This is a genomic window from Emcibacter sp. (assembly GCF_963675455.1).
In the GTDB taxonomy this organism is placed as follows: Bacteria; Pseudomonadota; Alphaproteobacteria; order Sphingomonadales; family Emcibacteraceae; genus Emcibacter.
Genome location: NZ_OY776217.1, coordinates 3,437,990 through 3,457,842, shown reverse-complemented (window position 1 = coordinate 3,457,842; position 19,853 = coordinate 3,437,990). Strand labels below are relative to the sequence as shown.

21 protein-coding genes are annotated in these 19,853 nt (G+C 53.3%); 9 read left to right on the top strand and 12 right to left on the bottom strand.

The window, feature by feature from the left end; translation table 11 throughout:
* Positions 1-106 precede the first annotated feature (106 nt).
* Entirely contained in the window at positions 107-1,588 is a 1,482-nt protein-coding gene (locus ACORNT_RS16200) for a sigma-54 dependent transcriptional regulator (protein WP_321393237.1), read from the top strand.
* 55 nt (positions 1,589-1,643) lie between these two features.
* Positions 1,644-1,874 (top strand): hypothetical protein, encoded by a 231-nt coding sequence (locus ACORNT_RS16195; RefSeq protein WP_321393234.1) that lies wholly within the window; start codon positions 1,644-1,646, stop codon positions 1,872-1,874.
* Between the two features lie 46 nt (positions 1,875-1,920).
* Here ACORNT_RS16195 and ACORNT_RS16190 read toward each other — a convergent pair whose 3' ends face one another.
* The 3 genes from ACORNT_RS16190 to ACORNT_RS16180 form a co-directional block, all read right to left on the bottom strand.
* Positions 1,921-2,172 carry a DUF2312 domain-containing protein gene (locus ACORNT_RS16190; protein WP_321393231.1) on the bottom strand — a complete coding sequence of 84 codons (252 nt, stop codon included), beginning with the start codon at positions 2,170-2,172 and terminating at the stop codon, positions 1,921-1,923.
* Positions 2,173-2,291: 119 nt separating this feature from the next.
* Positions 2,292-2,597, bottom strand: a complete 306-nt coding sequence (locus ACORNT_RS16185) for a DUF1244 domain-containing protein (RefSeq protein ID WP_321393229.1) — start codon at positions 2,595-2,597, stop codon at positions 2,292-2,294.
* Between the two features lie 15 nt (positions 2,598-2,612).
* Positions 2,613-3,407: an N-formylglutamate amidohydrolase gene (locus ACORNT_RS16180; RefSeq protein WP_321393225.1), complete on the bottom strand. Its 795-nt coding sequence runs from the start codon at positions 3,405-3,407 to the stop codon at positions 2,613-2,615.
* A 190-nt stretch (positions 3,408-3,597) separates the two neighbouring features.
* On the opposite strand from ACORNT_RS16180, the gene pyk reads away from it, so the two are divergent.
* Positions 3,598-5,031 (top strand): pyruvate kinase, encoded by a 1,434-nt coding sequence (gene pyk / locus ACORNT_RS16175; protein ID WP_321393223.1) that lies wholly within the window; start codon positions 3,598-3,600, stop codon positions 5,029-5,031.
* On the opposite strand, the gene ACORNT_RS16170 is transcribed toward pyk, so the two are convergent.
* Together ACORNT_RS16170 and ykgO are read right to left on the bottom strand one after the other, a co-directional pair.
* Positions 5,028-5,648, bottom strand: a complete 621-nt coding sequence (locus tag ACORNT_RS16170) for an HAD family phosphatase (protein WP_321393221.1) — start codon at positions 5,646-5,648, stop codon at positions 5,028-5,030. The two genes, pyk and ACORNT_RS16170, sit on opposite strands and share 4 nt — an antisense overlap.
* A gap of 117 nt (positions 5,649-5,765) precedes the next feature.
* The gene (gene ykgO / locus ACORNT_RS16165) at positions 5,766-5,891 is read right to left on the bottom strand and encodes a type B 50S ribosomal protein L36 (protein WP_321393218.1); all 126 of its coding nucleotides are present in this window, start codon (positions 5,889-5,891) and stop codon (positions 5,766-5,768) included.
* Between the two features lie 236 nt (positions 5,892-6,127).
* Between ykgO and ACORNT_RS16160 the strand changes: the two genes are divergently transcribed.
* Both ACORNT_RS16160 and ACORNT_RS16155 read left to right on the top strand, forming a co-directional pair.
* On the top strand, positions 6,128-7,792 hold the full coding sequence (locus ACORNT_RS16160) for an ATP-binding protein (RefSeq protein ID WP_321393216.1): 1,665 nt from the start codon (positions 6,128-6,130) through the stop codon (positions 7,790-7,792).
* A 244-nt stretch (positions 7,793-8,036) separates the two neighbouring features.
* The gene (locus tag ACORNT_RS16155; protein WP_321393213.1) at positions 8,037-10,304 is read left to right on the top strand and encodes a methyl-accepting chemotaxis protein; all 2,268 of its coding nucleotides are present in this window, start codon (positions 8,037-8,039) and stop codon (positions 10,302-10,304) included.
* 216 nt (positions 10,305-10,520) lie between these two features.
* On the opposite strand, the gene ACORNT_RS16150 is transcribed toward ACORNT_RS16155, so the two are convergent.
* Positions 10,521-11,498, bottom strand: coding sequence for an NAD(P)H-quinone oxidoreductase (locus tag ACORNT_RS16150; protein ID WP_420717581.1), 978 nt, complete (start codon positions 11,496-11,498; stop codon positions 10,521-10,523).
* Positions 11,499-11,618: 120 nt separating this feature from the next.
* Between ACORNT_RS16150 and ACORNT_RS16145 the strand changes: the two genes are divergently transcribed.
* On the top strand, positions 11,619-11,810 hold the full coding sequence (locus tag ACORNT_RS16145; RefSeq protein WP_321393207.1) for a DUF1192 domain-containing protein: 192 nt from the start codon (positions 11,619-11,621) through the stop codon (positions 11,808-11,810).
* Positions 11,811-11,874: 64 nt separating this feature from the next.
* Here ACORNT_RS16145 and ACORNT_RS16140 read toward each other — a convergent pair whose 3' ends face one another.
* Positions 11,875-12,339, bottom strand: coding sequence for an Hsp20 family protein (locus ACORNT_RS16140; RefSeq protein WP_321393203.1), 465 nt, complete (start codon positions 12,337-12,339; stop codon positions 11,875-11,877).
* Positions 12,340-12,544: 205 nt separating this feature from the next.
* Between ACORNT_RS16140 and ACORNT_RS16135 the strand changes: the two genes are divergently transcribed.
* Positions 12,545-13,024: a DUF1465 family protein gene (locus tag ACORNT_RS16135; RefSeq protein ID WP_321393200.1), complete on the top strand. Its 480-nt coding sequence runs from the start codon at positions 12,545-12,547 to the stop codon at positions 13,022-13,024.
* Positions 13,025-13,109: 85 nt separating this feature from the next.
* Here ACORNT_RS16135 and rpmE read toward each other — a convergent pair whose 3' ends face one another.
* Entirely contained in the window at positions 13,110-13,334 is a 225-nt protein-coding gene (gene rpmE, locus ACORNT_RS16130; protein ID WP_321393197.1) for a 50S ribosomal protein L31, read from the bottom strand.
* Between the two features lie 192 nt (positions 13,335-13,526).
* On the opposite strand from rpmE, the gene ACORNT_RS16125 reads away from it, so the two are divergent.
* Both ACORNT_RS16125 and ACORNT_RS16120 read left to right on the top strand, forming a co-directional pair.
* On the top strand, positions 13,527-15,335 hold the full coding sequence (locus ACORNT_RS16125) for an ABC transporter transmembrane domain-containing protein (protein WP_321393194.1): 1,809 nt from the start codon (positions 13,527-13,529) through the stop codon (positions 15,333-15,335).
* A gap of 107 nt (positions 15,336-15,442) precedes the next feature.
* Complete coding sequence (locus ACORNT_RS16120) at positions 15,443-16,036, top strand: PAS domain-containing protein (RefSeq protein ID WP_321393192.1); 594 nt, start codon at positions 15,443-15,445, stop codon at positions 16,034-16,036.
* On the opposite strand, the gene ACORNT_RS16115 is transcribed toward ACORNT_RS16120, so the two are convergent.
* From ACORNT_RS16115 to ACORNT_RS16100, 4 genes are all read right to left on the bottom strand, one after another.
* Positions 16,022-17,119, bottom strand: coding sequence for a peptidoglycan -binding protein (locus ACORNT_RS16115; RefSeq protein WP_321393189.1), 1,098 nt, complete (start codon positions 17,117-17,119; stop codon positions 16,022-16,024). The genes ACORNT_RS16120 and ACORNT_RS16115 overlap by 15 nt on opposite strands.
* A complete protein-coding gene (locus tag ACORNT_RS16110) occupies positions 17,119-18,447 on the bottom strand; it encodes a hypothetical protein (RefSeq protein ID WP_321393187.1) in 1,329 nt (442 codons plus the stop codon). Before ACORNT_RS16110 ends, ACORNT_RS16115 begins: the two co-directional genes overlap by 1 nt.
* Before the next feature lie 109 nt (positions 18,448-18,556).
* Positions 18,557-19,006: a hypothetical protein gene (locus ACORNT_RS16105; protein ID WP_321393184.1), complete on the bottom strand. Its 450-nt coding sequence runs from the start codon at positions 19,004-19,006 to the stop codon at positions 18,557-18,559.
* A gap of 18 nt (positions 19,007-19,024) precedes the next feature.
* Positions 19,025-19,846, bottom strand: a complete 822-nt coding sequence (locus tag ACORNT_RS16100; RefSeq protein ID WP_321393182.1) for an inositol monophosphatase family protein — start codon at positions 19,844-19,846, stop codon at positions 19,025-19,027.
* Positions 19,847-19,853 lie beyond the last annotated feature (7 nt).

Genomic DNA, 19,853 nt, shown 5'->3' with positions numbered 1-19,853 from the left:
AAAATGGGACAAAAAGAGTGATTTTTCATGTTTTTTAACCTTTGTCCCGTATTGGGACATAAGGGAAAGAAAAATTATAACAACAATCAAAAGTAGATCTGTCGATATGAGAAAGCTGATCCTGATCGTTGATGATGAGGAAACTCAACGCAAGATGCTCCAGATCGCGCTGGAAAAAGCCGGATATAATACGGTAATGGCCAGCAGCGGCAGGGAAGCCATCGACATGCTGTGTGGTAAGGAACCCCTGCAGGTGGATCTGGTGTTGCTTGATCTGGTGCTGGGGGATATCAGCGGGATCGAGGTGCTTGAAAAAATCGCCGAGGAAAACCTGATCGTTCCGGTTATTGTCCTGACGGCGCACAGCAGTCTCGATTCTGCCGTCAATGCCATGCGGGCAGGGGCCATTGACTTTATTGCCAAGCCGGCCAGTGTCGACCGGCTCAAAGTTTCCATAGAAAACGCCCTGAAGCTGAATCAGTTATCGGGTGAGGTTTCCCGCCTGACCCGTAAATGGGACGGCATTATGAATTTCCAGGATCTGATGGGCGACAGCCCGGCGATCCACCAGGCCATCGAACTGGCCAAAAAAGGTGCCCGCGCCAATGTGCCCATCCTGCTGGAGGGGGAAAGCGGTGTCGGTAAAGAGGTTTTTGCCCGGTCCATACAGGGATCCAGCGAGCGTGCAGGAAAGCCGTTTGTTGTGGTCAACTGCGGGGCCATCCCGGCCAATCTGGTGGAGTCGATTCTTTTCGGCCATGAAAAAGGGGCGTTCACGGGGGCGACAGAAAAGCACGAGGGTAAATTTGTCGAAGCCAATGGCGGCACAATATTCCTCGACGAGATCGGTGAACTGCCGCTGGACCTTCAGGTCAAGCTGCTCAGGGTTTTGCAGGAAGGGGAGGTTGATTCCATCGGCAGTCGCGTGCCGGCCAAGGTGGACGTACGCCTGATTTCCGCCACCAACAGGAAACTGAAGGATCTGGTGGAGATAGGACAATTCCGGGAAGACCTCTATTACCGGCTCAATGTGTTTCCCATTACCCTGCCGCCGCTTCGGGAACGTGTTGGCGATATCGAAAAGCTGGCGCTCCATTTCATTGACAAGATCAGCGCCTCGGAAGGACGTGTCCGTAAACATCTGACCACAGAAGCCCTGAAATTGCTGTGCAGTTATTCCTGGCCCGGCAATGTCCGTCAGCTAGAGAATTCCATATTCCGGGCGGTCATTCTATCCGAAGGAGAATCTATAGGCCCCGAGGATTTCCCCCAGGTTCTGTCGGCTCTCCAGAAGTATCCTGAAAGTTTCGCCAGGGAAGGGATCGCCGGAATTATCCATGACGATCTGGCCGACCACTTTTCCTCGCCCGTAAATATCCTTGATGAACATGGCGACATCCGGTCCATCTGTGAGGTGGAAAACGGGATGATCATTTTTGCCATGCGCAAGTATGACGGCAAAATGTCCGAAATTGCCCGCCGTCTTGGAATCGGCAGATCCACCCTGTACCGGAAGATATCCGAACTTGGGCTTGATGAGTCCGGTCAGGATCAGGATGGGCCGGTTGCCGAAATAAATAACTCTTGAAAAACGACTGGCTTACCGCAATATATTATTCTTAAACGATATAAGGGTTTGAGGAATGATTTATCTGCTGGCTTTTTTCCTGCCGCCGCTTGCACTGATTTTTTACGGCAAGATTTTCCAGGCGATCTTCAATGCTGTGCTCTGGGTTGTGGGGATCTTTTTCGTGCTTCTTGGTGGATGGATTCTTTGGGCCATCGCTGTGGGCCATGCCATTTTTGTCATCCACGGTTCCCGCGCCGATGCCCGTACACAGAAAATTGTCGACGCCATCAAATCGGGCAAATAAAAAGGGCGGAATATCCGCCCTTTGCATTTCAGGCAATTTTCAGAGATTATCCCCGGGCCATTCCAAGAGCATGGGCATAGGTGTCAATCAGGGCTTCCATTTCCTGACGGTCATGTTCTTCCATTTTTCGCAGCCGAATGATCTGGCGCATGATTTTCACATCAAACCCGGTTGATTTCGCTTCGGAATAGACATCCTTGATGTCGGCGGCCAGGTTTGCCTTTTCCTCTTCCAGTCTTTCAATGCGTTCGATATAGGACCGTAGTGCATCTGCCGCGATGCCACCTGCTTCTGTCATGAATATTGCTCCTGATTTGAAAATTGAGCCGGATTTGAATTTTGAAGAGGCACATTATCCCTGCACCCGGGGCAAGGCAACCGGAAATTAAAACAAATTGAATGCCTGTTCCTCCGGCTTCAGAGTTCTTCGTTTTTCTTCAGACTTTCGTCCATTTTCTGCATCTGTTCCGCGGTGGCCTTGGTCTGGTATTTTTCCGTCCATTCAGCGTAAGGCATGCCATAGATGATTTCCCGGGCCTCGGCCTTGTCCAGTTTAATGCCGTGTTCGTCCGCGGCTTCGGTATACCAGTTGGCCAGGCAGTTGCGGCAGAAACCGGCAAGGCCCATCAGATCAATATTCTGGGTATCGGTTCGTTTGGCAAGATGGGAAAGCAGCCGGCGAAAGGCGGCGGCTTCAATTTCGATGCGTGTCTGTTCGTCCATGTCAGCTCCGTCAAGTTAGAAATGTCTGATTGTTGTCAGGGAGGAATCCCGGGCCAGTTCCGACAGCTCTTCGGCCAGAAGCCGGGCCCATTTATTCTGCCCGGCGGGCTTGTCAATTTCATTCTGCCGGACTTCTATGGTGACCTGGGGATAGCCGTGGTCCGCTCCGTGCCGGTTCATTGTATGGAACAGGTCGCGTCCGGAATAGGGTTTGTTGTCACCGACCATCAGGCTATGCTTTTTCTGCAGCCGATTAATCAGTTCCCGGGCCAGTCGCGGATCCCGGTTCCACAGCATACCTGCATGCCAGGGACGGGGGGCGCCATTCATCACCGGCGTAAAACTGTGCATGCCGCAAACCAGCGGTACATGGCCGCCATGGCCCTTGTGCCTGACAAGTTCTTCTGTCCGGTCATGAAAAGGATGGTAAAAACGGTCAAGCCGTTCCCGCCTGGCTTCATGGTCCAGATTGCGATTGCCAAGTATGACGGTTTCATCACTGATTTCCGGGATCAGGGTTTTATGATCAGGTTCCCTGTTGGGATCGATCAGTAACCGGGAGAATCGGGCCAGGATTGCCGGGGCGTCCAGTTCTTTGGAAAGCTGGCGGGTGATCGCTGCCATGCCGATATCCCAGGCGATATGACGCTGGAGGTCGGTCTGGTTCAGGCCAAGATTGTCATAGTCATCGGGAATGAAATTACTGGCATGTTCGCAGATCAGGACAATGTTTGCCTTTCCGTGCGGATTGAGGACTTCATAGGCCTCGTGTTGTTCCGCAGTTGGAGGCGTTCGGTGAGATGACTGCAATATATGTCTTTCGTGTTTGATTACCCTGGATGACTAAGGTATGCAGCCGTCGGATAAAGTCAAGAGTGCAGGGAAATGATCAATTAACCCGTAATTGATTAACTATTGCATCATAAAAGATTCACCAAGTTAATTCAGTATGTTATTAATAGAAGACAATGCCGTTCTCTCCAGTTTCAAGGATATATTCATGCACCGCCAGCGCCGTACCAGAATCATAGCTACCCTCGGCCCGTCCAGTTCTTCTGTGGAGATGATCCGCAAGCTCTCGGACGCCGGTGCCGACGTGTTCCGGCTCAACATGAGCCACGGTGCCCACAAGGATGTGGCGGCGTTGCATGACAAGATCCGCGAAGTTGAAAAGCAAACCGGTCGTCCCATCGGTATCCTGGCCGACCTGCAGGGCCCCAAGCTGCGTATCGGCGCCTTCGGGAATGACCGGGTGGTGCTGGAGGAAGGCGCCAAATTCACTCTGGATATGCAGAAAATACCGGGAACGGCGGAGCGGGTGGAACTGCCGCATCCGGAAATTTTCGAAGCGGTTCAGCCCGGTACCCATCTGCTTCTGGATGATGGTAAAATCAGGCTGTTGATCGACAAGGTGGGCCCCCGATCTATAGAAACCACTGTTGTGGTTGGCGGCCCGCTTTCGAATCGCAAGGGTGTTAATGTGCCCAATGCCATTCTGCCGCTGGCGGCACTGACCGAAAAGGACCGCAGGGATCTGGATTTTGTGCTCGACCTCGGAGTTGACTGGGTGGCTCTGTCCTTTGTGCAGCGGCCCGAGGATGTACAGGAAGCCCGCGATATTATCGGTGACCGGGCGGCGATCCTGTCAAAGCTGGAAAAACCCTCCGCCCTGTATGCCCTGGATGAAATTATTGCCAAGTCGGATGCGGTGATGGTGGCCCGTGGTGATATGGGGGTTGAACTGCCGATGGAGGAAGTGCCTTCCAAACAGAAAAAGATCATCAGGCACGCCCGGCGCGCCGGCAAAAGTGTTGTTGTGGCCACGCAGATGCTGGAAAGCATGATCAACAGTCCGGTTCCGACCCGGGCCGAGGTTTCCGATGTGGCCAATGCCGTTTTTGACGGGGCGGATGCCATCATGCTGTCTGCAGAATCGGCAGCCGGGGAATACCCGCTGGAGGCCGTCAGTGCCATGGACCGGATCGCGACCCATACCGAAAGTGAGCCAAGTTATCGTCAGGCCTTGCGGCGGGAGGAAACCAAACTTGAATCTACTTCTGCCGACGCGCTGAGTGCCGCGGCAAGTCAGGTTGCCAATACGATCAACGCCAAGGCCATTGTCACCTATACGGGGTCAGGGTCAACGGCCCGCCGGTCATCCCGTGAGCGGCCTGTGACGCCTTTGCTGGTTCTGACGCCCAATCTGGATACAGCGCGCCGGTTATGTCTGTTCTGGGGTCTCAACAGCGTCCATACCGCCGATGCGGTCAATTTTCAGGACATGATCGACAAGGCCTGTGATGTGTGCCTGGAATATGGCTTTGCCCGGGAGAACGACCATATTGTAATTATGGCCGGCATGCCCTTTGGCACACCGGGGAAAACCAATGTGCTGCGGATTGCCCGGGTCCAGGCTGACCACGCGGAAAGCTAGGGCAGGAGCCCCAGGCCTCGGAGGTTTTGCTCAAAAACCCCGGGTGTTGTGAAGTGGTGTGTCCGGAATCCTATTTTTTCGGCGGCGGCGATATTGTCAGCCCGGTCGTCAATGAACAGGGTGTCCTCTGCGGCGAAACCGGTCCGGTCCTTGAGGATGTGATAGATCTCGGGCTTTGGCTTGATCACGCCTTCCTGCCCTGAAACGATGACATCCCGGAACAGGCTCATAAAGTCAAAGCTGTTGCAGAAACTGTCATATTTTTCGGTCGGGAAATTGGTCAGGGCGAAAAGAGGATGCCCGGCCCTGTGAAGCCGGTTGAGAATATCCACATTTTCTTCGATCGCTCCGGCGAACATGTGGTCCCAGTGGCTGTCATAGGCTCTGATCATATCCGCATGCTCGGGATGTCGGGCGGACAGGGCGTCTATGGCATCGGCGAAGCTTTCCCCGGCGTCAAGCCGGTTATGCCAGTCCATGTTGCAGATATTTTCCAGAAAGTGGTCAAGGTCGCGGTCATCGTTGTTGAACAACGGGGCATAGGCATTGCGGGGATGCCATCTGACCAGCACATTGCCGAGATCGAAAACGATACAGCCTGGTTTTCTTTCATTCATGGGGCGACTCCGATACGTGAGGTCTCCACAATGAAGAAGACCGTGCTCTTGGGGGGGAAGCACGGTCTCCTATTAACTGCCGACATTAAGCCAGCAGCGAATTCTAGTCTTGGTCACTCAGCCCTGACGCGCCTTAAAACGGCGGTTGGTCTTGTTGATCACGTAGGTCCGGCCTCTGCGGCGGATCACACGGCAATCACGGTGACGGTTTTTTAATGACTTTAATGAATTTACAATTTTCATCGCTTTGTCCGTCCCATACTAAATAAGTGCCACAAAAAGGTGACAATTGAACTTGCGGCGGAAACTATATGCGATCTGATTAAATGTCAACTAAAGAAAAACTGCGTTCGGGTAAAAAAACCGACAAAAAATCACAATAAGATACAAGCTACTGCAAAATCTAATGTTTCTTTATCTATCGTTAACGGAGAAGGATATATGATACTACAAAATGGCGAAATTACAATGTGAAAAAGATGAACGGTCTATTGGATGAAAAGCAGACAGAACGGCTCAACAAGTTAGCGCTTGAACTGTCTCAGGAGATTGGATTTGTAACCGAAGTCAGCGGTAACGGCGTTGTTGCGCTCTGTGCCGTCAAGGCTCTGAACAGGTCTATGGAGAAGGATGACTCGAGTCTGTCTCCGGGCCAGATCGGAGCAATCGTCAAGATCAAGGTGATCAAGGGATTCGTTTATGCCTCCGTGCGGGAAGTGGTCCGGCAGGAAAATTCCACCGGTCCGGTGGAGCATGTGATCATGTATCTTGATTATCTTGGTCACGGGATCAAGGCGCCCTATACAGCGTCCGGTATTCTGTTTGATCGCGGGGTCTCTGATTTCCCGTCTCCCGGCCAGATGGTTTATGAAACCACCCTTGAGGATATCGAGTCCATTTTCGGCGCCAATGACATAAACCATTTCCATGTGGGAACCGTCTTTCCCCAGCATGTGACTCAAGCCAGTGTCATGATCGACGCCATGCTTGGCAAGCATTTTGCAGTTTTGGGCAGCACCGGTACGGGTAAATCCTGTACGGTAGCGCTCCTTATTCACCGTCTGGTGGAAAGAATGCCTAATGGCCATATTATTATGCTCGACCCGCACAACGAATATGAGGCGGCCTTTGAGGACTGTGGCGAGCATTTTGATATTAACAACCTGCGGCTGCCCTACTGGATGATGAATTTCGAGGAACATGTTGAAATGTTCGTCGGTCTGCACCGGTCGCTGGACCGGCAGGTGGAAATAGACGTTCTCCGGCGTTGCCTGCAGGCGGCCAGGATTGATGCATCGGACAGCCTGAGTTCTGAAAAGATCACAGTGGATACGCCGATTCCCTACAAGTTGTCCTTCATGCTCAAATATCTGGAGAATGAAATGGGCAAGCTGGAGAATCCGGATACGATCACCCCGTATATGCGCCTGAAGAACAAGATTGAGGAATTGCGCCGGGATGCCCGTTTCAGCTTCATGTTTTCCGGCCTTCTGGCCAATGACAACCTGGCCGAAGTAATCGGCAACCTGCTGCGCTTTCCGGTCAACGGCAAACCGGTATCGACCATTGATCTGTCCGGCGTGCCGTCGGAAATTGTGAATGTGGTGGTGTCCATGATCAGCCGTCTGGTATTTGATTTCGCGCTCTGGAGCAAGGGGCGGGATGCCAAACCGATCCTGCTGGTCTGTGAGGAAGCGCACCGTTATGTGCCGACCGAAGATCATACGGTTTTCGCTTCGACCCGCAAAGCCATCGAACGGATTGCCAAGGAAGGGCGTAAATATGGCGTGTCACTGGGGCTGGTCTCCCAGCGCCCGGCGGATGTTTCTGAATCCGCCCTGTCTCAGTGTGGCACTATTTTTGCCATGCGCATGAACAACGAACGGGACCAGAATTTCGTCGAGCATGTGATGCCTGAAGGCGCCAAGGGATCCCTTGCTGCGTTATCTTCGTTGCAGAATCGGGAAGCTCTGATCGTCGGGGAAGGGGTGCGCGCCCCGGTCCGGGTCAAGTTCGACAACCTTGATGAGAATAAACGTCCTTCAAGCACCAATCCCGAATATTCCAGCGACTGGCAGAATGACATTTCTGACCGGGCGTTTATACTTGACGCTATCAAGAACTGGCGGAGCCAGGGACGATAGCCTCCTGAAATAACTTGCTGAAATCAATTCCGGGAGTGGCCTCAAGCCGCTCCCTTTCTGTATTTATATATATCTGAACGGGAAAATTAGATTCCTGCACGTCCTGTTAACGATATTTTTAAAGTTCCCCCCCTATAAGGTGAATGTAAGGGAGAGGTCTGTCTGGAAAAAAGCGCAGATCGAACAGGATAGTTGGGTAGCTCCCTCAATATTTAAACTCAATAACGGCTTGGCGGATAGAAGTATGAGTGATAACGAAATCTTGAATTCAAATACAAGTAAAATGGGCAGCCTGTTTACCATCCGGAACTCCTTGTTCGGGATTGTGGGCATCCTTGTCCTGTCAGTTTTAACCTTCAGTGCAATATCAGCTTTTGAGGCGGCAGACAGAAAATCTGAAGCGGAATTGATTGTTCAGGTGAATGAAACATCTGACCATCTCCTGAATGCGGCTCACTATTTTTCTGTTGAGCGCGGGATTGTAAATACAGTCCTTGGCAGTGACACTGCCGGTAGCGCCGAGAAAAGGCGCCTTGCGGAAACTCAGAGTGAAAAAGCTGAAGCAGCTTATAAGAATGCTCTGCGCCTGGCTCGTGATGCAGATGATTTCGCCGGTAAAAAAGAACTGGTTGACGCCGTTGAGTCGACTTACGACGGGTATCTGAACGCACGCAAAGCCGCCTATCTGGCCATGAGCGCAGATAAGGCGGATCGTCCCAAAGCCGAATATGTTGATGAAAACGGCGAGCGCAAATCATCCCGCGCGGACCGTTATTTCTATAAAACCACAACCAGCCTTATCGATACACTGACCAACCTTCGTATGGGCCTGGTTCTGGAAACCGGTATTTCCAACAACAAATTTGCCACCTATCAGCAGCTCAAGCATGCCCTGTTTGTCATGTCTGAATATGCTGATCAGGAATGGGCCGTGATCGGTGCAGCCATTGCCAGCGAAAAGCCGCTTTCTTCCCTGCGTATGCAGCTGCTTTCCGTCTACAGTGGACAGATCAATGCGTCCTGGAGCCAGACACACGCGTTCCTGGATCGCAGCTATGTCGATACCAAAATGGCTGCCATGATGAAGAAGGTTGAGGATGTATTCTTCAAGGAATATGCCGAATCCCTTCGTCAGAGCGTTTATTCCGCTTCCCAGATCGAGGAACCTTACCCGGTTTCTGCTGATCAGTGGATTGATGCGGCTTCCGAAGCGACTACTCCGATCCTTGATCTGAGCCAGGCTGCCGGTGAAATCACCGCCCAGCTGGCCGAGGAAACCTCTGCAGAAGCAACCGGAAGCATGATTGTTGCCATTGTTCTGCTGCTGGCCACCATGGCGATTGCTGCCGGTGCCATCTGGATGGTTGTTTACCGGGTTGTAAAACCGCTGAACGAGCTTGGCGAAGTCATGAGTGTGATTGCCGAAGGTGATCTTGACGCCGACGTCCACGGCACCGAGCGTGGTGACGAAATCGGTATCATGGCCCGCGCCTTGCAGGTCTTCAAGGATGCGGCGATTGAGAAAATCCGTCTCGAGGACGAACAGCGTGTGGCCGAGGAAGAGCGCCGCCAGCAGAAAGAAGCCGAGGCTGAAGCCAAACGACAGGAAGAAGAAGCCCAGCGTCAGCGTGAAGAAGAGCGTGAAGCCCAGGCCCGTGAAGAGCGTCGCCAGGAAATGCTTGCCCTGGCCGATGACTTCGAAACCTCTGTCATGGAAATCGTCAACAGCGTTTCCACGGCTTCCGGTGAAATGGAAGTGGCTGCCCAGGGCATGTCCGCAGTTGCCGAAGAAACAAACCGCCAGTCCCAGACTGTGACTGCGGCTTCAGAACAGGCAAGTGCCAATATCCAGATGGTCGCCAGTGCAGCTGAACAGCTGTCAGCTTCCGTCAAGGAAATCAGCACACAGGTTTCCCAGTCCAGCAACTACTCACGCAATGCTGTGAGCGAGACTGAACGGGCTACCGTCGAGATCCAGGGGCTGGTATCTGCTGCCCAGAAGATCGGTGACGTGATCAACCTGATTAATGACATTGCCAACCAGACCAACCTGCTGGCGCTCAATGCGACTATTGAGGCCGCCCGTGCCGGTGAAGCCGGTAAAGGGTTCGCGGTTGTGGCTTCCGAGGTGAAAAACCTGGCCAGCCAGACAGCAACTGCAACCGAGGAAATCACGAGCCAGGTTGGCGGCATGCAGTCTGCGACCGAGAAGGCCGTTACCGCTATTACCGGTATTCAGAATGTGATCAAGCAGATCGATGAAACATCCGTAACCATCGCTTCTGCAGTGGAAGAGCAGGATGCCTCCACCCATGAAATCGCCCGGAACGTTTCCGAGGTATCTGCGGGTACCCAGGAAGTGACCAGCAATATTCATGTGGTGAACGAGGGTGCGAAGAGCACAGGTGATGCGGCTGGTGCCGTATTGACCTCTGCCCAGAGACTGTCTTCACAGTCCGGCGAGTTGCGCAAGCAGCTTGAGAACTTCCTGACTCAGATCCGCGCTGCTTAAGGCACTATATATAAGTTCAGGTATGCGTATCTTCATATGGTGAGATACGCATATCTTTTTCGGGGAACCCCGAAAAATAAAAAGAATAATAAAAAGCCTCGGCTCTTGGCAGATAACGGGAATAACAAAAAAAACTAATCCAGAGCAGTTTTAAAACAAGGGGTAGTATACTGGGGGAAGGGCGCCTTTAACGGGCGCTCTTCTTTTATCTGGAACTCAGGTTTTCAGAATAATTTTTCCGATATTTGCGCCGCTCTCGAGAAATGCATGGGCCTTGTCGGCATCCTGCAGGGCGAAGGTCCGGTTTATGACCGGCTTGATCGTTCCCTCCTTGAACAACGGCCAGACATGGCTCAGCAGGTCCCGCGCAACCCTGTGCTTGAAGGCAACTTCCCGCCCGCGCAATGTTGAGCCGGTAAAGGTCAGGCGCTTTAGCATGATCGGCAGCACGTTGACCTGCGTTTTAGGCCCCTTCTGGACCGCGATCATGACCAGGCGGCCGTCTTCCGCCATGATTTTCAGGTTACGGTCCACATAGTCGCCGGCGACCATGTCCAGCAGAACATCCACGCCCCGGCCTTTCGTAAAATTCTTTGCTTCCTCGACAAAATCCTGGCTGTTGTAGTTGATGGCAAGGTCTGCGCCCAGGTCGCGGCAGGCAACGCATTTCTCATCACTGCCGCAGGTGGCGATGACGGTGGCGCCGAAAGCCTTTGCCAACTGGATGGCAGTGGTGCCAATTCCCGAGGTGCCCCCATGCACAAGGAAGGTTTCCCCTTCTTTTAGTTGTCCGCGCTGAAAGACATTTGACCAGACCGTGAAAAAGGTTTCCGGCAGGGCGGCGGCTTCCTCGAGGGAAAAGCCGTCGGGCGCCGGCAAGCAGGTATCCGCCGGGGCGACACAATATTCCGCATAACCGCCGCCGGTCACGAGGGCGCAGACGTTGTCGCCCGCGTTGAGTGTGGTCACTGCATCGCCGGTTTTGACGACGGTGCCAGACACTTCCAGGCCGGGGATGTCCGAGGCGCCGGGTGGCGGCGGGTAAAGCCCCTTGCGCTGCATGATGTCCGGCCGGTTGACGCCGGCGGCAGCGACCCTGATCAGGACTTCGTCTGCTCCGGGCTCGGGAAGGCGACGTTCTGCCGGTTTAAGGACGTCGGGCCCTCCTGCTTCGGTGATTTCAATAACCTGCATGGTCTCTGAGAGGGGCACTGACATGGCAATTCCTGATTCAATGTTGCTGTAAACGGGGTTATACTGATCAAAATGAAAGATCTGAGGAAAAAATCAAGAGGCCAGTGATGGATAAATGTGATGGATGATGAAGAATTTGAACTGTTAAAGGGCTCTAGCCTGCAGGATGTGTGCCGGGAGGACCTGTCCGTTCATTCCGTTGAATATCTGAAGGAACGTATTGGTCTGTTGAAAGTGGAAATTACCCGCACCGAGGCAGAAATCCAAAACAAACAGGGTGCCCGCATCGTAGCAGAAGATATTTTCAAGTAGTTTTTTGTGACAAAAAGGCTCCCAACATCTCTGCGGGGAGCCTTCTGCTTTCAATCCGAAAAGGTCAGGCGGCTTCGCCCTCGATCATCTTTTCAGATTTCTTGCCTGAATTAATCATAATCTCGCGCGGTTTCAGGTGTTCCGGCACTTCGCGCTGCAGGTTGACCACCAGCAGGCCGTTTTCAAATTTGGCGTCCAGAACCCGGATGGTTTCGGCCAGTTTGAACCGGCGCTCGAAAGCCCGTTTGGCAATGCCGCGATAGAGGAATCTTTCGGTACTTTCGGTTTCTTCCTCGGTCCCTTTGCCGGCAATGACGAGAACACCGTCCTGTACGGTGATGGACAGGTCGTCTTCGGTAAAGCCGGCAAGTGCTACAGTGATTCTGTAATCATCTTCGCTGACTTTCTCGATGTCATAGGGCGGGTAGGCAGCTTCTTTGGCGTTCGCGACCTGGTCGAACATGCGGTTGATATTGTCAAAGCCGATGGTTGACCGGAGCAGGGGGCTGAGATCAAGTGTACGCATCATATATATCCTTTCATAAGCGATATTTTCCTTGGTTTCCCGCCAGTCGGCCGGGAAATCCAGTTGTCAGGTCCATGTTTGGCACCCGATAAATTGGAGATAAGGTCTGCAAAAGAGATTTCAAGATGTAAAGAAGCGTGTCCAATAGTAACGAGAAATTAAGGTCAAGGTTCTAGGGTAGGGGGAAAGAAATACGCCGGAGAGACAGATGAAAAACAGACTGGTGACCCACGAAGGTCATCTGGAACCACGATTTCTTGAAAAATCCTACCGCGAGGCCCTGGAGCTGACGATCTCGGTTGCGGACTATATGGAGAAGCAACGGGGAAAAACCCCCGAGACGGATCAGGACGCGAAAGTAGTATTTGCCAGTGAAAGTCTGCGTATGACCACATGCCTGATGCAGGCGGTATCCTGGCTTCTGGTGCAAAAGGGGGTGGTCGCCGGTGAACTGACTTCCGAGGAAGCACTGAACCCGAAATTCAGATTAAATAATCGCGAAACCTGTCTTGCGAGCGACGAAAAGATGCTGGAAAATCTTCCGGACGAATTCCGGGCCTATCTGGAACGGACCCAGGACCTGTACCGGCGAGTGGAACGGATGGAAATCATGCTCAGTGGCGGGGAAGCTGGCGATAATCCTGTGCACAGTCTGCTGGATAAAATCCGCAACCCGGACCGGCATTAACGGAAAACCACACAGTCCCGAAATAAGTCAAAATAAAAAGGCGCCCAAAACAGGCGCCTTTTTTGAATTCCGCAACAAGCCCGGATTATTTGTTGAGCTTGAAGTTTCCGAAACGTTTGTTGAAAGCTGCCACACGGCCTTTTTCAGAGATTTTCTGGCTACCGCCAACCCATGCAGGATGGGATTTCGGGTCAACCTCGAGGTTCAGTGTGTCACCTTCGTTGCCCCAGGTGGAGCGTGTCTGGTAAGTTGTGCCGTCTGTCATCACTACAGTGATAGTGTGATAGTCCGGGTGAATTTCCTGTTTCATCGCTTTTGTCTCTCCGCGAAAATAATTTGCGCCTGTATAAACAAGTCGGCAGCACAAGGCAACCCCGAAAGACTCTGAAATATCAAAAAACATGGCGGATTTGCTTAAATTATATGGAAGGCGGGCGTTGTATCGTGCAGCGCGCCCTGCTATATGCTTAACCAGAAGAACATTACAGGGCATTTGTACGATATGGCGAGAGAAAACCCGGGCCTCACCCCGACCGGCGACGAGTTTGAACCTGAAAAGAAGAATGTCAGGGAGATCAGTCTGTTATGGTCTTTTCTGTCGCCCTATAGGGGAACTATTTTCGTCGCGCTTGTGGCTCTGGTGATTACCGCAGGTTCTACCCTGGCCATTCCCCAGGCTGTCAGACGCATCGTCGATATGGGCTTTTCAAGCGATAATATTGACCTGATTAATGTCTATTTTCTGGGGCTTCTCGGCATTGCTTTCATCCTGGCGACAGCCACCTTCTGCCGCTACTACACAGTGACCTGGCTGGGGGAACGAGTCGTTGCCGATATCCGCAAGGCGGTCTTTAACCGGGTCGTTACCCTGAGCCCCACTTTTTTTGAGCAGAACCGGTCCGGTGACATTATTTCCCGCCTGACCACTGACACCACGGTGATTCAGTCCGTGGTGGGCTCTTCGGTATCGGTCGCGCTCAGGCACATCCTGACCTTCCTCGGCGGTCTTATCTTTATGGCCATTACCAGCGCCAAGCTGCTGGCTGTTGTTCTGGTCGCCGTTCCGGTGGTGATTATTCCGATTATTGTTCTCGGGCGCAAGGTCAAGAAGCTGTCCAAACAGTCCCAGGACCGCATCGCTGATGCCAGTGCGTCGGCCAACGAAACAGTGGGCGCGGTGCAGACGGTCCAGTCCTATACCCGGGAGAATTATGAAAAATCAAAATTTGCGGATTTTGTCGAACATGCCTTTGGCGTGGCCATAAAAAGAACCTGGGTTCGGGCATGGCTGACGGCTCTGGTGATCCTGATGGTTTTTGGCGCTGTGGACCTGGTGCTATGGGTCGGGGCCTCCGATGTAGCGACAGGGCGCATGAGCGGCGGTGAACTGACTGCCTTCCTGATTTACGCCGTGCTTGTGGCCGGGGCGGTCGGGGCCCTGTCAGAGGTGTACGGCGAACTGCAAAGAGCGGCAGGGGCGGCCAGCCGTTGTCTGGAGATTATTTGTACTGAGCCTGATATCCGGGCACCGGAAAATCCGATTGCGCTGCCTGATCCGGTGAAGGGAAATATCGAATTCCGCGATGTGGTTTTTGCTTACCCGTCGCAGCGGGATATCAACGTCCTGAACGGCTTCTCACTGAATGTCAAAAGCGGGGAAACTGTGGCTGTAGTTGGTCCGTCAGGGGCGGGTAAATCCACAGTGTTCCAGTTGCTGCAGAGGTTTTATGATCCGGCCGCCGGTGAGATTTCGATCGACGGGGTACCGCTCAATATGGCGGATCCGGAAGAAGTGCGTCGCCAGATGTCGGTGGTACACCAGGAAAGCGTGATTTTTGCCGCAAGTATTGAGGAAAATATTGGCTACGGCCGCATTGATGCCACGGAAGAGATGGTCAGGGAGGCCGCCCGGGCGGCCCAGGCCGATGAATTCATCAACCGCCTGCCGGAGGGGATGCAAACTTATCTGGGCGAACGGGGCACCCGGTTGTCAGGTGGTCAGAAGCAACGCATTGCCATTGCCCGGGCAATCCTTCGGGATGCGCCGATCCTGCTTCTGGACGAGGCCACCTCGGCCCTGGATGCGGAAAGTGAAAAACTGGTTCAGACCGCACTGGACCGCCTGATGGAGGGGCGCACCACTTTGGTGATTGCCCACCGGCTGGCGACAGTATTGCAGGCGGACCGTATTGTTGTCATGGATCAGGGGCATATTGCGGATATTGGTACCCATCAGGAACTGCTCAAGAAGGGCGGTCTTTATGCCCGTCTTGCCGAACTGCAGTTTACGGATATGCGCGAAACCGCTTGAGGCGCACTGGTCATAACTGACCGCTCTGCGGACTATTGAAGTCTTTATTAAATTTGGATATCCTTCTATGGTGTCCTGGAGTGGGGGGCAATAGAGGAAAGACGTCAGTGTTTATTACGCCCGAGTTTTACAATGTTTGGGAGTATTGGAACAATATTCGCGGTGATCGAATAATCCCCGAAAGAAAAAAACTAAATCCGGCTGATTTGTCGGACTATCTGGGATGGCTTGCCATTCTCGACTGGAAGGGCGATGAACTAAATATGCGCCTGCTTGGTAGTGATATCATAAAAGAGGTTGGCGTCAATTTTTCCGGAAATAAGCTTTTTGAAAAAGGTTTGCCCCGTGTAACAGACTTTGCCTGGAGCAATTTTAAGAAGATTTTTAATTTCCCCTGCGGCTTTCAACTTGTTTTCGTGGAACGCAAGACTTCTGGTCTATTGGTGGAAGCGGCTATTCTCCTTTTGCCCCTGGCAGTAGAAGGCATAGAGGACAATCAGATATTATGCTATCGTCGGCATCTGGGCTCTGTGGGATATGACAGCAAATATCCCGATATTGTCCAGTTGGGTATTAACAGAATGTCCTATATCGACCTGGGTTGCGGTGTTCCCGATATCGATCTCGAGGAGCATCTGCTAACAACCCGATTTATACCCAACGAAAAGAAAAGTTTCTTCCGCAGATTACTGCTGAGTTAGGCGCATTTCGATCCGTCGGTTTTGTTCGTAGGCTTCTTCATTATCCGCATCATTGATGGGATGAAACTGGCCGAAACCGGTGGCTGCCAGCCGTTCGGCAGGGATGCCTTCGCTGATCAGATATTTCACCACAGAAAGAGCCCGGGCCGTTGACAGGTCCCAGTTGGACGGGAACCGGTCAGTGCGGATCGGCAGTTTGTCCGTATGGCCGTCAATCCGCAAAATCCAGTCAATTTCCTTGGGGATATTGGCCGAGATTTCCTTCAGGGTCTGGGCCAGCTTGGCCATCTCCCGCTGACCATCAACACCCAGCGTATCAGAGCCGGACGCAAACAGTACCGAGGAGGGGAAAATAAAACGATCGCCGTGAATGCGGATATCAGAGCGCTGACCGAGCACCTGTTTCAGGCGGCCGAAAAACTCTGACCGGTACTGGCTCAGTTCCTGAACCTTGGACGCCAATGCCGCATTCAGGCGGGAGCTCAGGTTTTTGATGGTGGCCTGCTGTTCCCGGTCTTTACTTTCGGAAGCTTCCAGCGCTACCTGCAAGGCGGACAGTTGCTGCCTGAGTGCGGCAAGTTGCCGGTTCAGGATCTCCACCTCGCGCCGGGCGGCCTGGGACAGTTCTTTTTCCTTTGCCAGGGCGGTGTTGCTGTCGCGGTAGCGTTTTTGCAGGTCCTGGATGGATTTCAGCTGCTCCTCGCTGGACTGGCTTGCCCGTTGACCGAGGTTGGTCGCATCGGCAAGGTCGGCTTCGAGTTCCTCGATACGGGCGGACATCTGCTCCCGCGACAGGTTGGAATCCTGCAGGGACGCGGAAAGCTGGGTGATGTTGGCCTTCAGGTCGAGATTGGATTGACGTTCCAGCGCCAGCAGATCGGCCAGCTCCTGGACCTGCAGGTTCAGTTTTTCCAGCGCTTCATCCCGCCCGGACAGGGCCTGACCCAGGAAAAACTGGGCCAGCATGAAGACGGACAAAAGAAAGATGATGACCAGCAGCAGGGTGCTGAGGGCATCGACGAAACCGGGCCAGGTATTTTCATTGCCGCTGCCCGGACGTCTCTGGGTCCTGAGCAGGGCCATCAGTCATCATCCCTTTTGGCAGTCAGGGGTTTGGGCGTGAGGACAGGTGTTTTCTTGGCCTTTGGTTTTGGCGTGGGCATGTCATAGTCAAGATTCTGGGCGGGTGCGGCCGTTTTTGCAGCCGGTGCAGCTGGCGCTTCGGCATCAGGTGCAGGACTGGCTTCAGGATGTGCCTTGGGCGCTTCTTTTTCAGGGGTACTCTGCCGTTTCGGACGTTCCCGCCCGGATGCGGGCATTTCCCGGCCGTCCATAATCGCGCCCAGGGTTCTGGCCAGGAGCTTGAATTCAGATCTCAGGTCGTCGGTCATCTGGTTCTGACCCTTGACGGTTGCCTCTACAAGATGTTTCATCTGAACATCGATATTCCTGAGGTGCGTGGTGTCCGTTTTTTCCCTTTCACTGCCCATAACATCCGCCAGCTTTTTCAGCACGCTATTTACTTCGTTGTTGCTGTCCGACATGCCGGCAAGCTGTTCGGAAAGGTTGATCAGGGCGCTGTTGACCTCCAGGCGCTTTTCCTCGCTGCGGCTGATCACCTTGTGCAGGTTGTCGAGGCTGTCGGCAGTCTGTTCCAGCAGGGCGCTGACATAGGCGGGGACAGAGCCGTCCCCGGTGTCGCTGACAATGCCGCCACCCCGGGACAGTTTGGTTATGCCGGACAGCCAGTCTTCCAGGCCGTTGAAGAAACTGCGCTGGGCCTGACCGGTCTGCAGGTCGATAAAGCCGAGTATCACAGATCCGGCAAGACCGAACAGGGAGGAACTGAATGCCGTCCCCATGCCGCCGAGGGGGGCGGCCAGGCCCTGTTTCAGGTCTTCAAACAGATGGGTGATATCGCCGGAGCCGACGGTCAGGCTGTCGATGGTGTTCTTGATGGAGCCGATGGTGCCCAGAAGTCCCCAGAAAGTGCCCAGAAGGCCAAGGAAGATCAGAAGTCCGATCAGGTAACGGGTGGTCTCCCGGCTTTCATCCATCCGGCCGGCGATGCCGTCAAGAATGGTGCGCAGGGACAGCGCGGACAGGGATTTTCGTCTCTGATCCTCTTCCATCATGGCTGCCATGGGGGCCAGCATGTCCGGCGGAACAGGCAGACTGTCCGGGTCGCCATTTTCCTGGAAGGCCTGGAGCCAGCTTACGGCGCTGGAGATTTTCCTGACCTGGGAAATGGAAAAAGCAACACCGATCACCAACACCAAAACAATAACCCCGTTCAGCATGTAATTGGTCAGGAAGGCCTCTTCCATAGAGGGGAAGAGTACTGCGACAAGCACAATTACTGCCGTCAGAAACAGGATAATGGTGTTCAGGTATTTTGAAGGGCGTGTCATTTTATGCCTTGTCCTTGTGTTTGTCGCCTGAAAATTTATGGCAATGTTATCAGGGCGCTAGACAAGAGTCTAAGTTTTAGTTGGGCGAGATTATGACATCCGCAGGGCTCTAGTCCTGTCGAATGGTGATTTTAAGGTTTTCGCTGGAGTGAAGTGTGCCGGAACCTATGGCGTGCAGGCGAATTCGGTTGCTGGCAATTCCAGTCTGTTCCAGGAGGGCCCGGGCAATCAGGCCGCGGTTGAAGGCAACCCTTACCGCTTCGTGCTTTGCCCGGTTCTCGGTCATGTCCCTCAGGCTTTCCGGTGTGGCTGCGTAACTATAGATATGAATGGGGAAACTGTATTTTTTGATCTGCTCCGCCCATTGTTTCAGAAGTTCGCGACTATTTTCGCCAAGCTGAAACTGGCCCTTATGAAAATCAAACTGGAGGGGCTTGAGATCGGTAAGGGCGGAAGCATTGAGGAAAAGACGTTCACTATGGGAAGAGGGGATATCGGCCGCAAGGCCAGATGATGCCAGTCCAAGCCAGAAGGCTGTAGTCATGGACAGTTTGATCATCTTTGTCGAATTCCCCGTTTACCTGGTTGCAGATTTCCTGACATTCTTGCGGGCGGTGGCCAGAAGTCTGGTGACCGGGCCATGAAGGGCGCCGTTGGTTGCCAGAATCTGCTTTCCGTCAAGCACATCCTTTTTACCATCAAATGTGGTGACTTGACCACCCGCTTCTGACACCAGCAACAGACCGGCGGCAATATCCCAGGGCTGCAGTTCTGTTTCCCAGAATCCGTCATAGCGCCCGGCGGCTACATAAGCCAGATCGAGGGCAGCTGAGCCGAAACGGCGGACGCCGGCAACTTCCGGCATGATGGTTTCGAGGCTGGCAATAAACTCGGCGTGTCCGGCCCGGCCCTTGAACGGGATACCGGTGGCCAGCAGGCTGTCCGCCATATTTTTACGGGAGGAAACCCTGAGCCGGCGGTTACCCAGGTAGGCGCCACGCCCTTTTTCCGCCCAGTATGTTTCGTCAGTCAGCGGGAGATAGAGCAGGCCCGCGGTAATTTCACCATTCTGTTCCAGGGCAATGGACGTACAAAAATGGGGAATACTGTGCAGGAAGTTTGTTGTACCGTCCAGCGGATCTATGATCCAGCGGGTGCTTTTATCATTACCTTCAATCTCGCCGTTTTCTTCCATCAGGAAGCCAAAATCGGGACGAGCCCGGGAAAGTTCTTCAAAGATTATTTTTTCGGCCCGGGTATCGGCAGCTGAAACAAAATCAGCCGGTCCCTTGCGGGAAACCTGCAGATGTTCCACTTCCCCGAAATCACGGGACAGTTTGCGCCCGGCCTTCTCGGCGGCCTTCTGCATGACGGTGATGATGGCTGAATGAAGCGCCATGATATTT

What these genes read in the sequence shown, in the direction of transcription:
- ACORNT_RS16100 (WP_321393182.1), bottom strand. Translation starts at nt 19,846, where the DNA reads ATGGCGCTTCATTCAGCCATCATCACCGTCATGCAGAAGGCCGCCGAG.
- ACORNT_RS16115 (WP_321393189.1), bottom strand. Translation starts at nt 17,119, where the DNA reads ATGGCCCTGCTCAGGACCCAGAGACGTCCGGGCAGCGGCAATGAAAAT.
- ACORNT_RS16125 (WP_321393194.1), top strand. Translation starts at nt 13,527, where the DNA reads ATGGCGAGAGAAAACCCGGGCCTCACCCCGACCGGCGACGAGTTTGAA.
- ACORNT_RS16105 (WP_321393184.1), bottom strand. Translation starts at nt 19,006, where the DNA reads ATGATCAAACTGTCCATGACTACAGCCTTCTGGCTTGGACTGGCATCA.
- ACORNT_RS16185 (WP_321393229.1), bottom strand. Translation starts at nt 2,597, where the DNA reads ATGGACGAACAGACACGCATCGAAATTGAAGCCGCCGCCTTTCGCCGG.
- ACORNT_RS16160 (WP_321393216.1), top strand. Translation starts at nt 6,128, where the DNA reads ATGAACGGTCTATTGGATGAAAAGCAGACAGAACGGCTCAACAAGTTA.
- ACORNT_RS16190 (WP_321393231.1), bottom strand. Translation starts at nt 2,172, where the DNA reads ATGACAGAAGCAGGTGGCATCGCGGCAGATGCACTACGGTCCTATATC.
- ACORNT_RS16150 (WP_420717581.1), bottom strand. Translation starts at nt 11,498, where the DNA reads ATGCAGGTTATTGAAATCACCGAAGCAGGAGGGCCCGACGTCCTTAAA.
- ACORNT_RS16200 (WP_321393237.1), top strand. Translation starts at nt 107, where the DNA reads ATGAGAAAGCTGATCCTGATCGTTGATGATGAGGAAACTCAACGCAAG.
- ACORNT_RS16170 (WP_321393221.1), bottom strand. Translation starts at nt 5,648, where the DNA reads ATGAATGAAAGAAAACCAGGCTGTATCGTTTTCGATCTCGGCAATGTG.
- ACORNT_RS16155 (WP_321393213.1), top strand. Translation starts at nt 8,037, where the DNA reads ATGAGTGATAACGAAATCTTGAATTCAAATACAAGTAAAATGGGCAGC.
- pyk (WP_321393223.1), top strand. Translation starts at nt 3,598, where the DNA reads ATGCACCGCCAGCGCCGTACCAGAATCATAGCTACCCTCGGCCCGTCC.
- ACORNT_RS16135 (WP_321393200.1), top strand. Translation starts at nt 12,545, where the DNA reads ATGAAAAACAGACTGGTGACCCACGAAGGTCATCTGGAACCACGATTT.
- ACORNT_RS16110 (WP_321393187.1), bottom strand. Translation starts at nt 18,447, where the DNA reads ATGACACGCCCTTCAAAATACCTGAACACCATTATCCTGTTTCTGACG.
- rpmE (WP_321393197.1), bottom strand. Translation starts at nt 13,334, where the DNA reads ATGAAACAGGAAATTCACCCGGACTATCACACTATCACTGTAGTGATG.
- ykgO (WP_321393218.1), bottom strand. Translation starts at nt 5,891, where the DNA reads ATGAAAATTGTAAATTCATTAAAGTCATTAAAAAACCGTCACCGTGAT.
- ACORNT_RS16145 (WP_321393207.1), top strand. Translation starts at nt 11,619, where the DNA reads ATGGATGATGAAGAATTTGAACTGTTAAAGGGCTCTAGCCTGCAGGAT.
- ACORNT_RS16140 (WP_321393203.1), bottom strand. Translation starts at nt 12,339, where the DNA reads ATGATGCGTACACTTGATCTCAGCCCCCTGCTCCGGTCAACCATCGGC.
- ACORNT_RS16195 (WP_321393234.1), top strand. Translation starts at nt 1,644, where the DNA reads ATGATTTATCTGCTGGCTTTTTTCCTGCCGCCGCTTGCACTGATTTTT.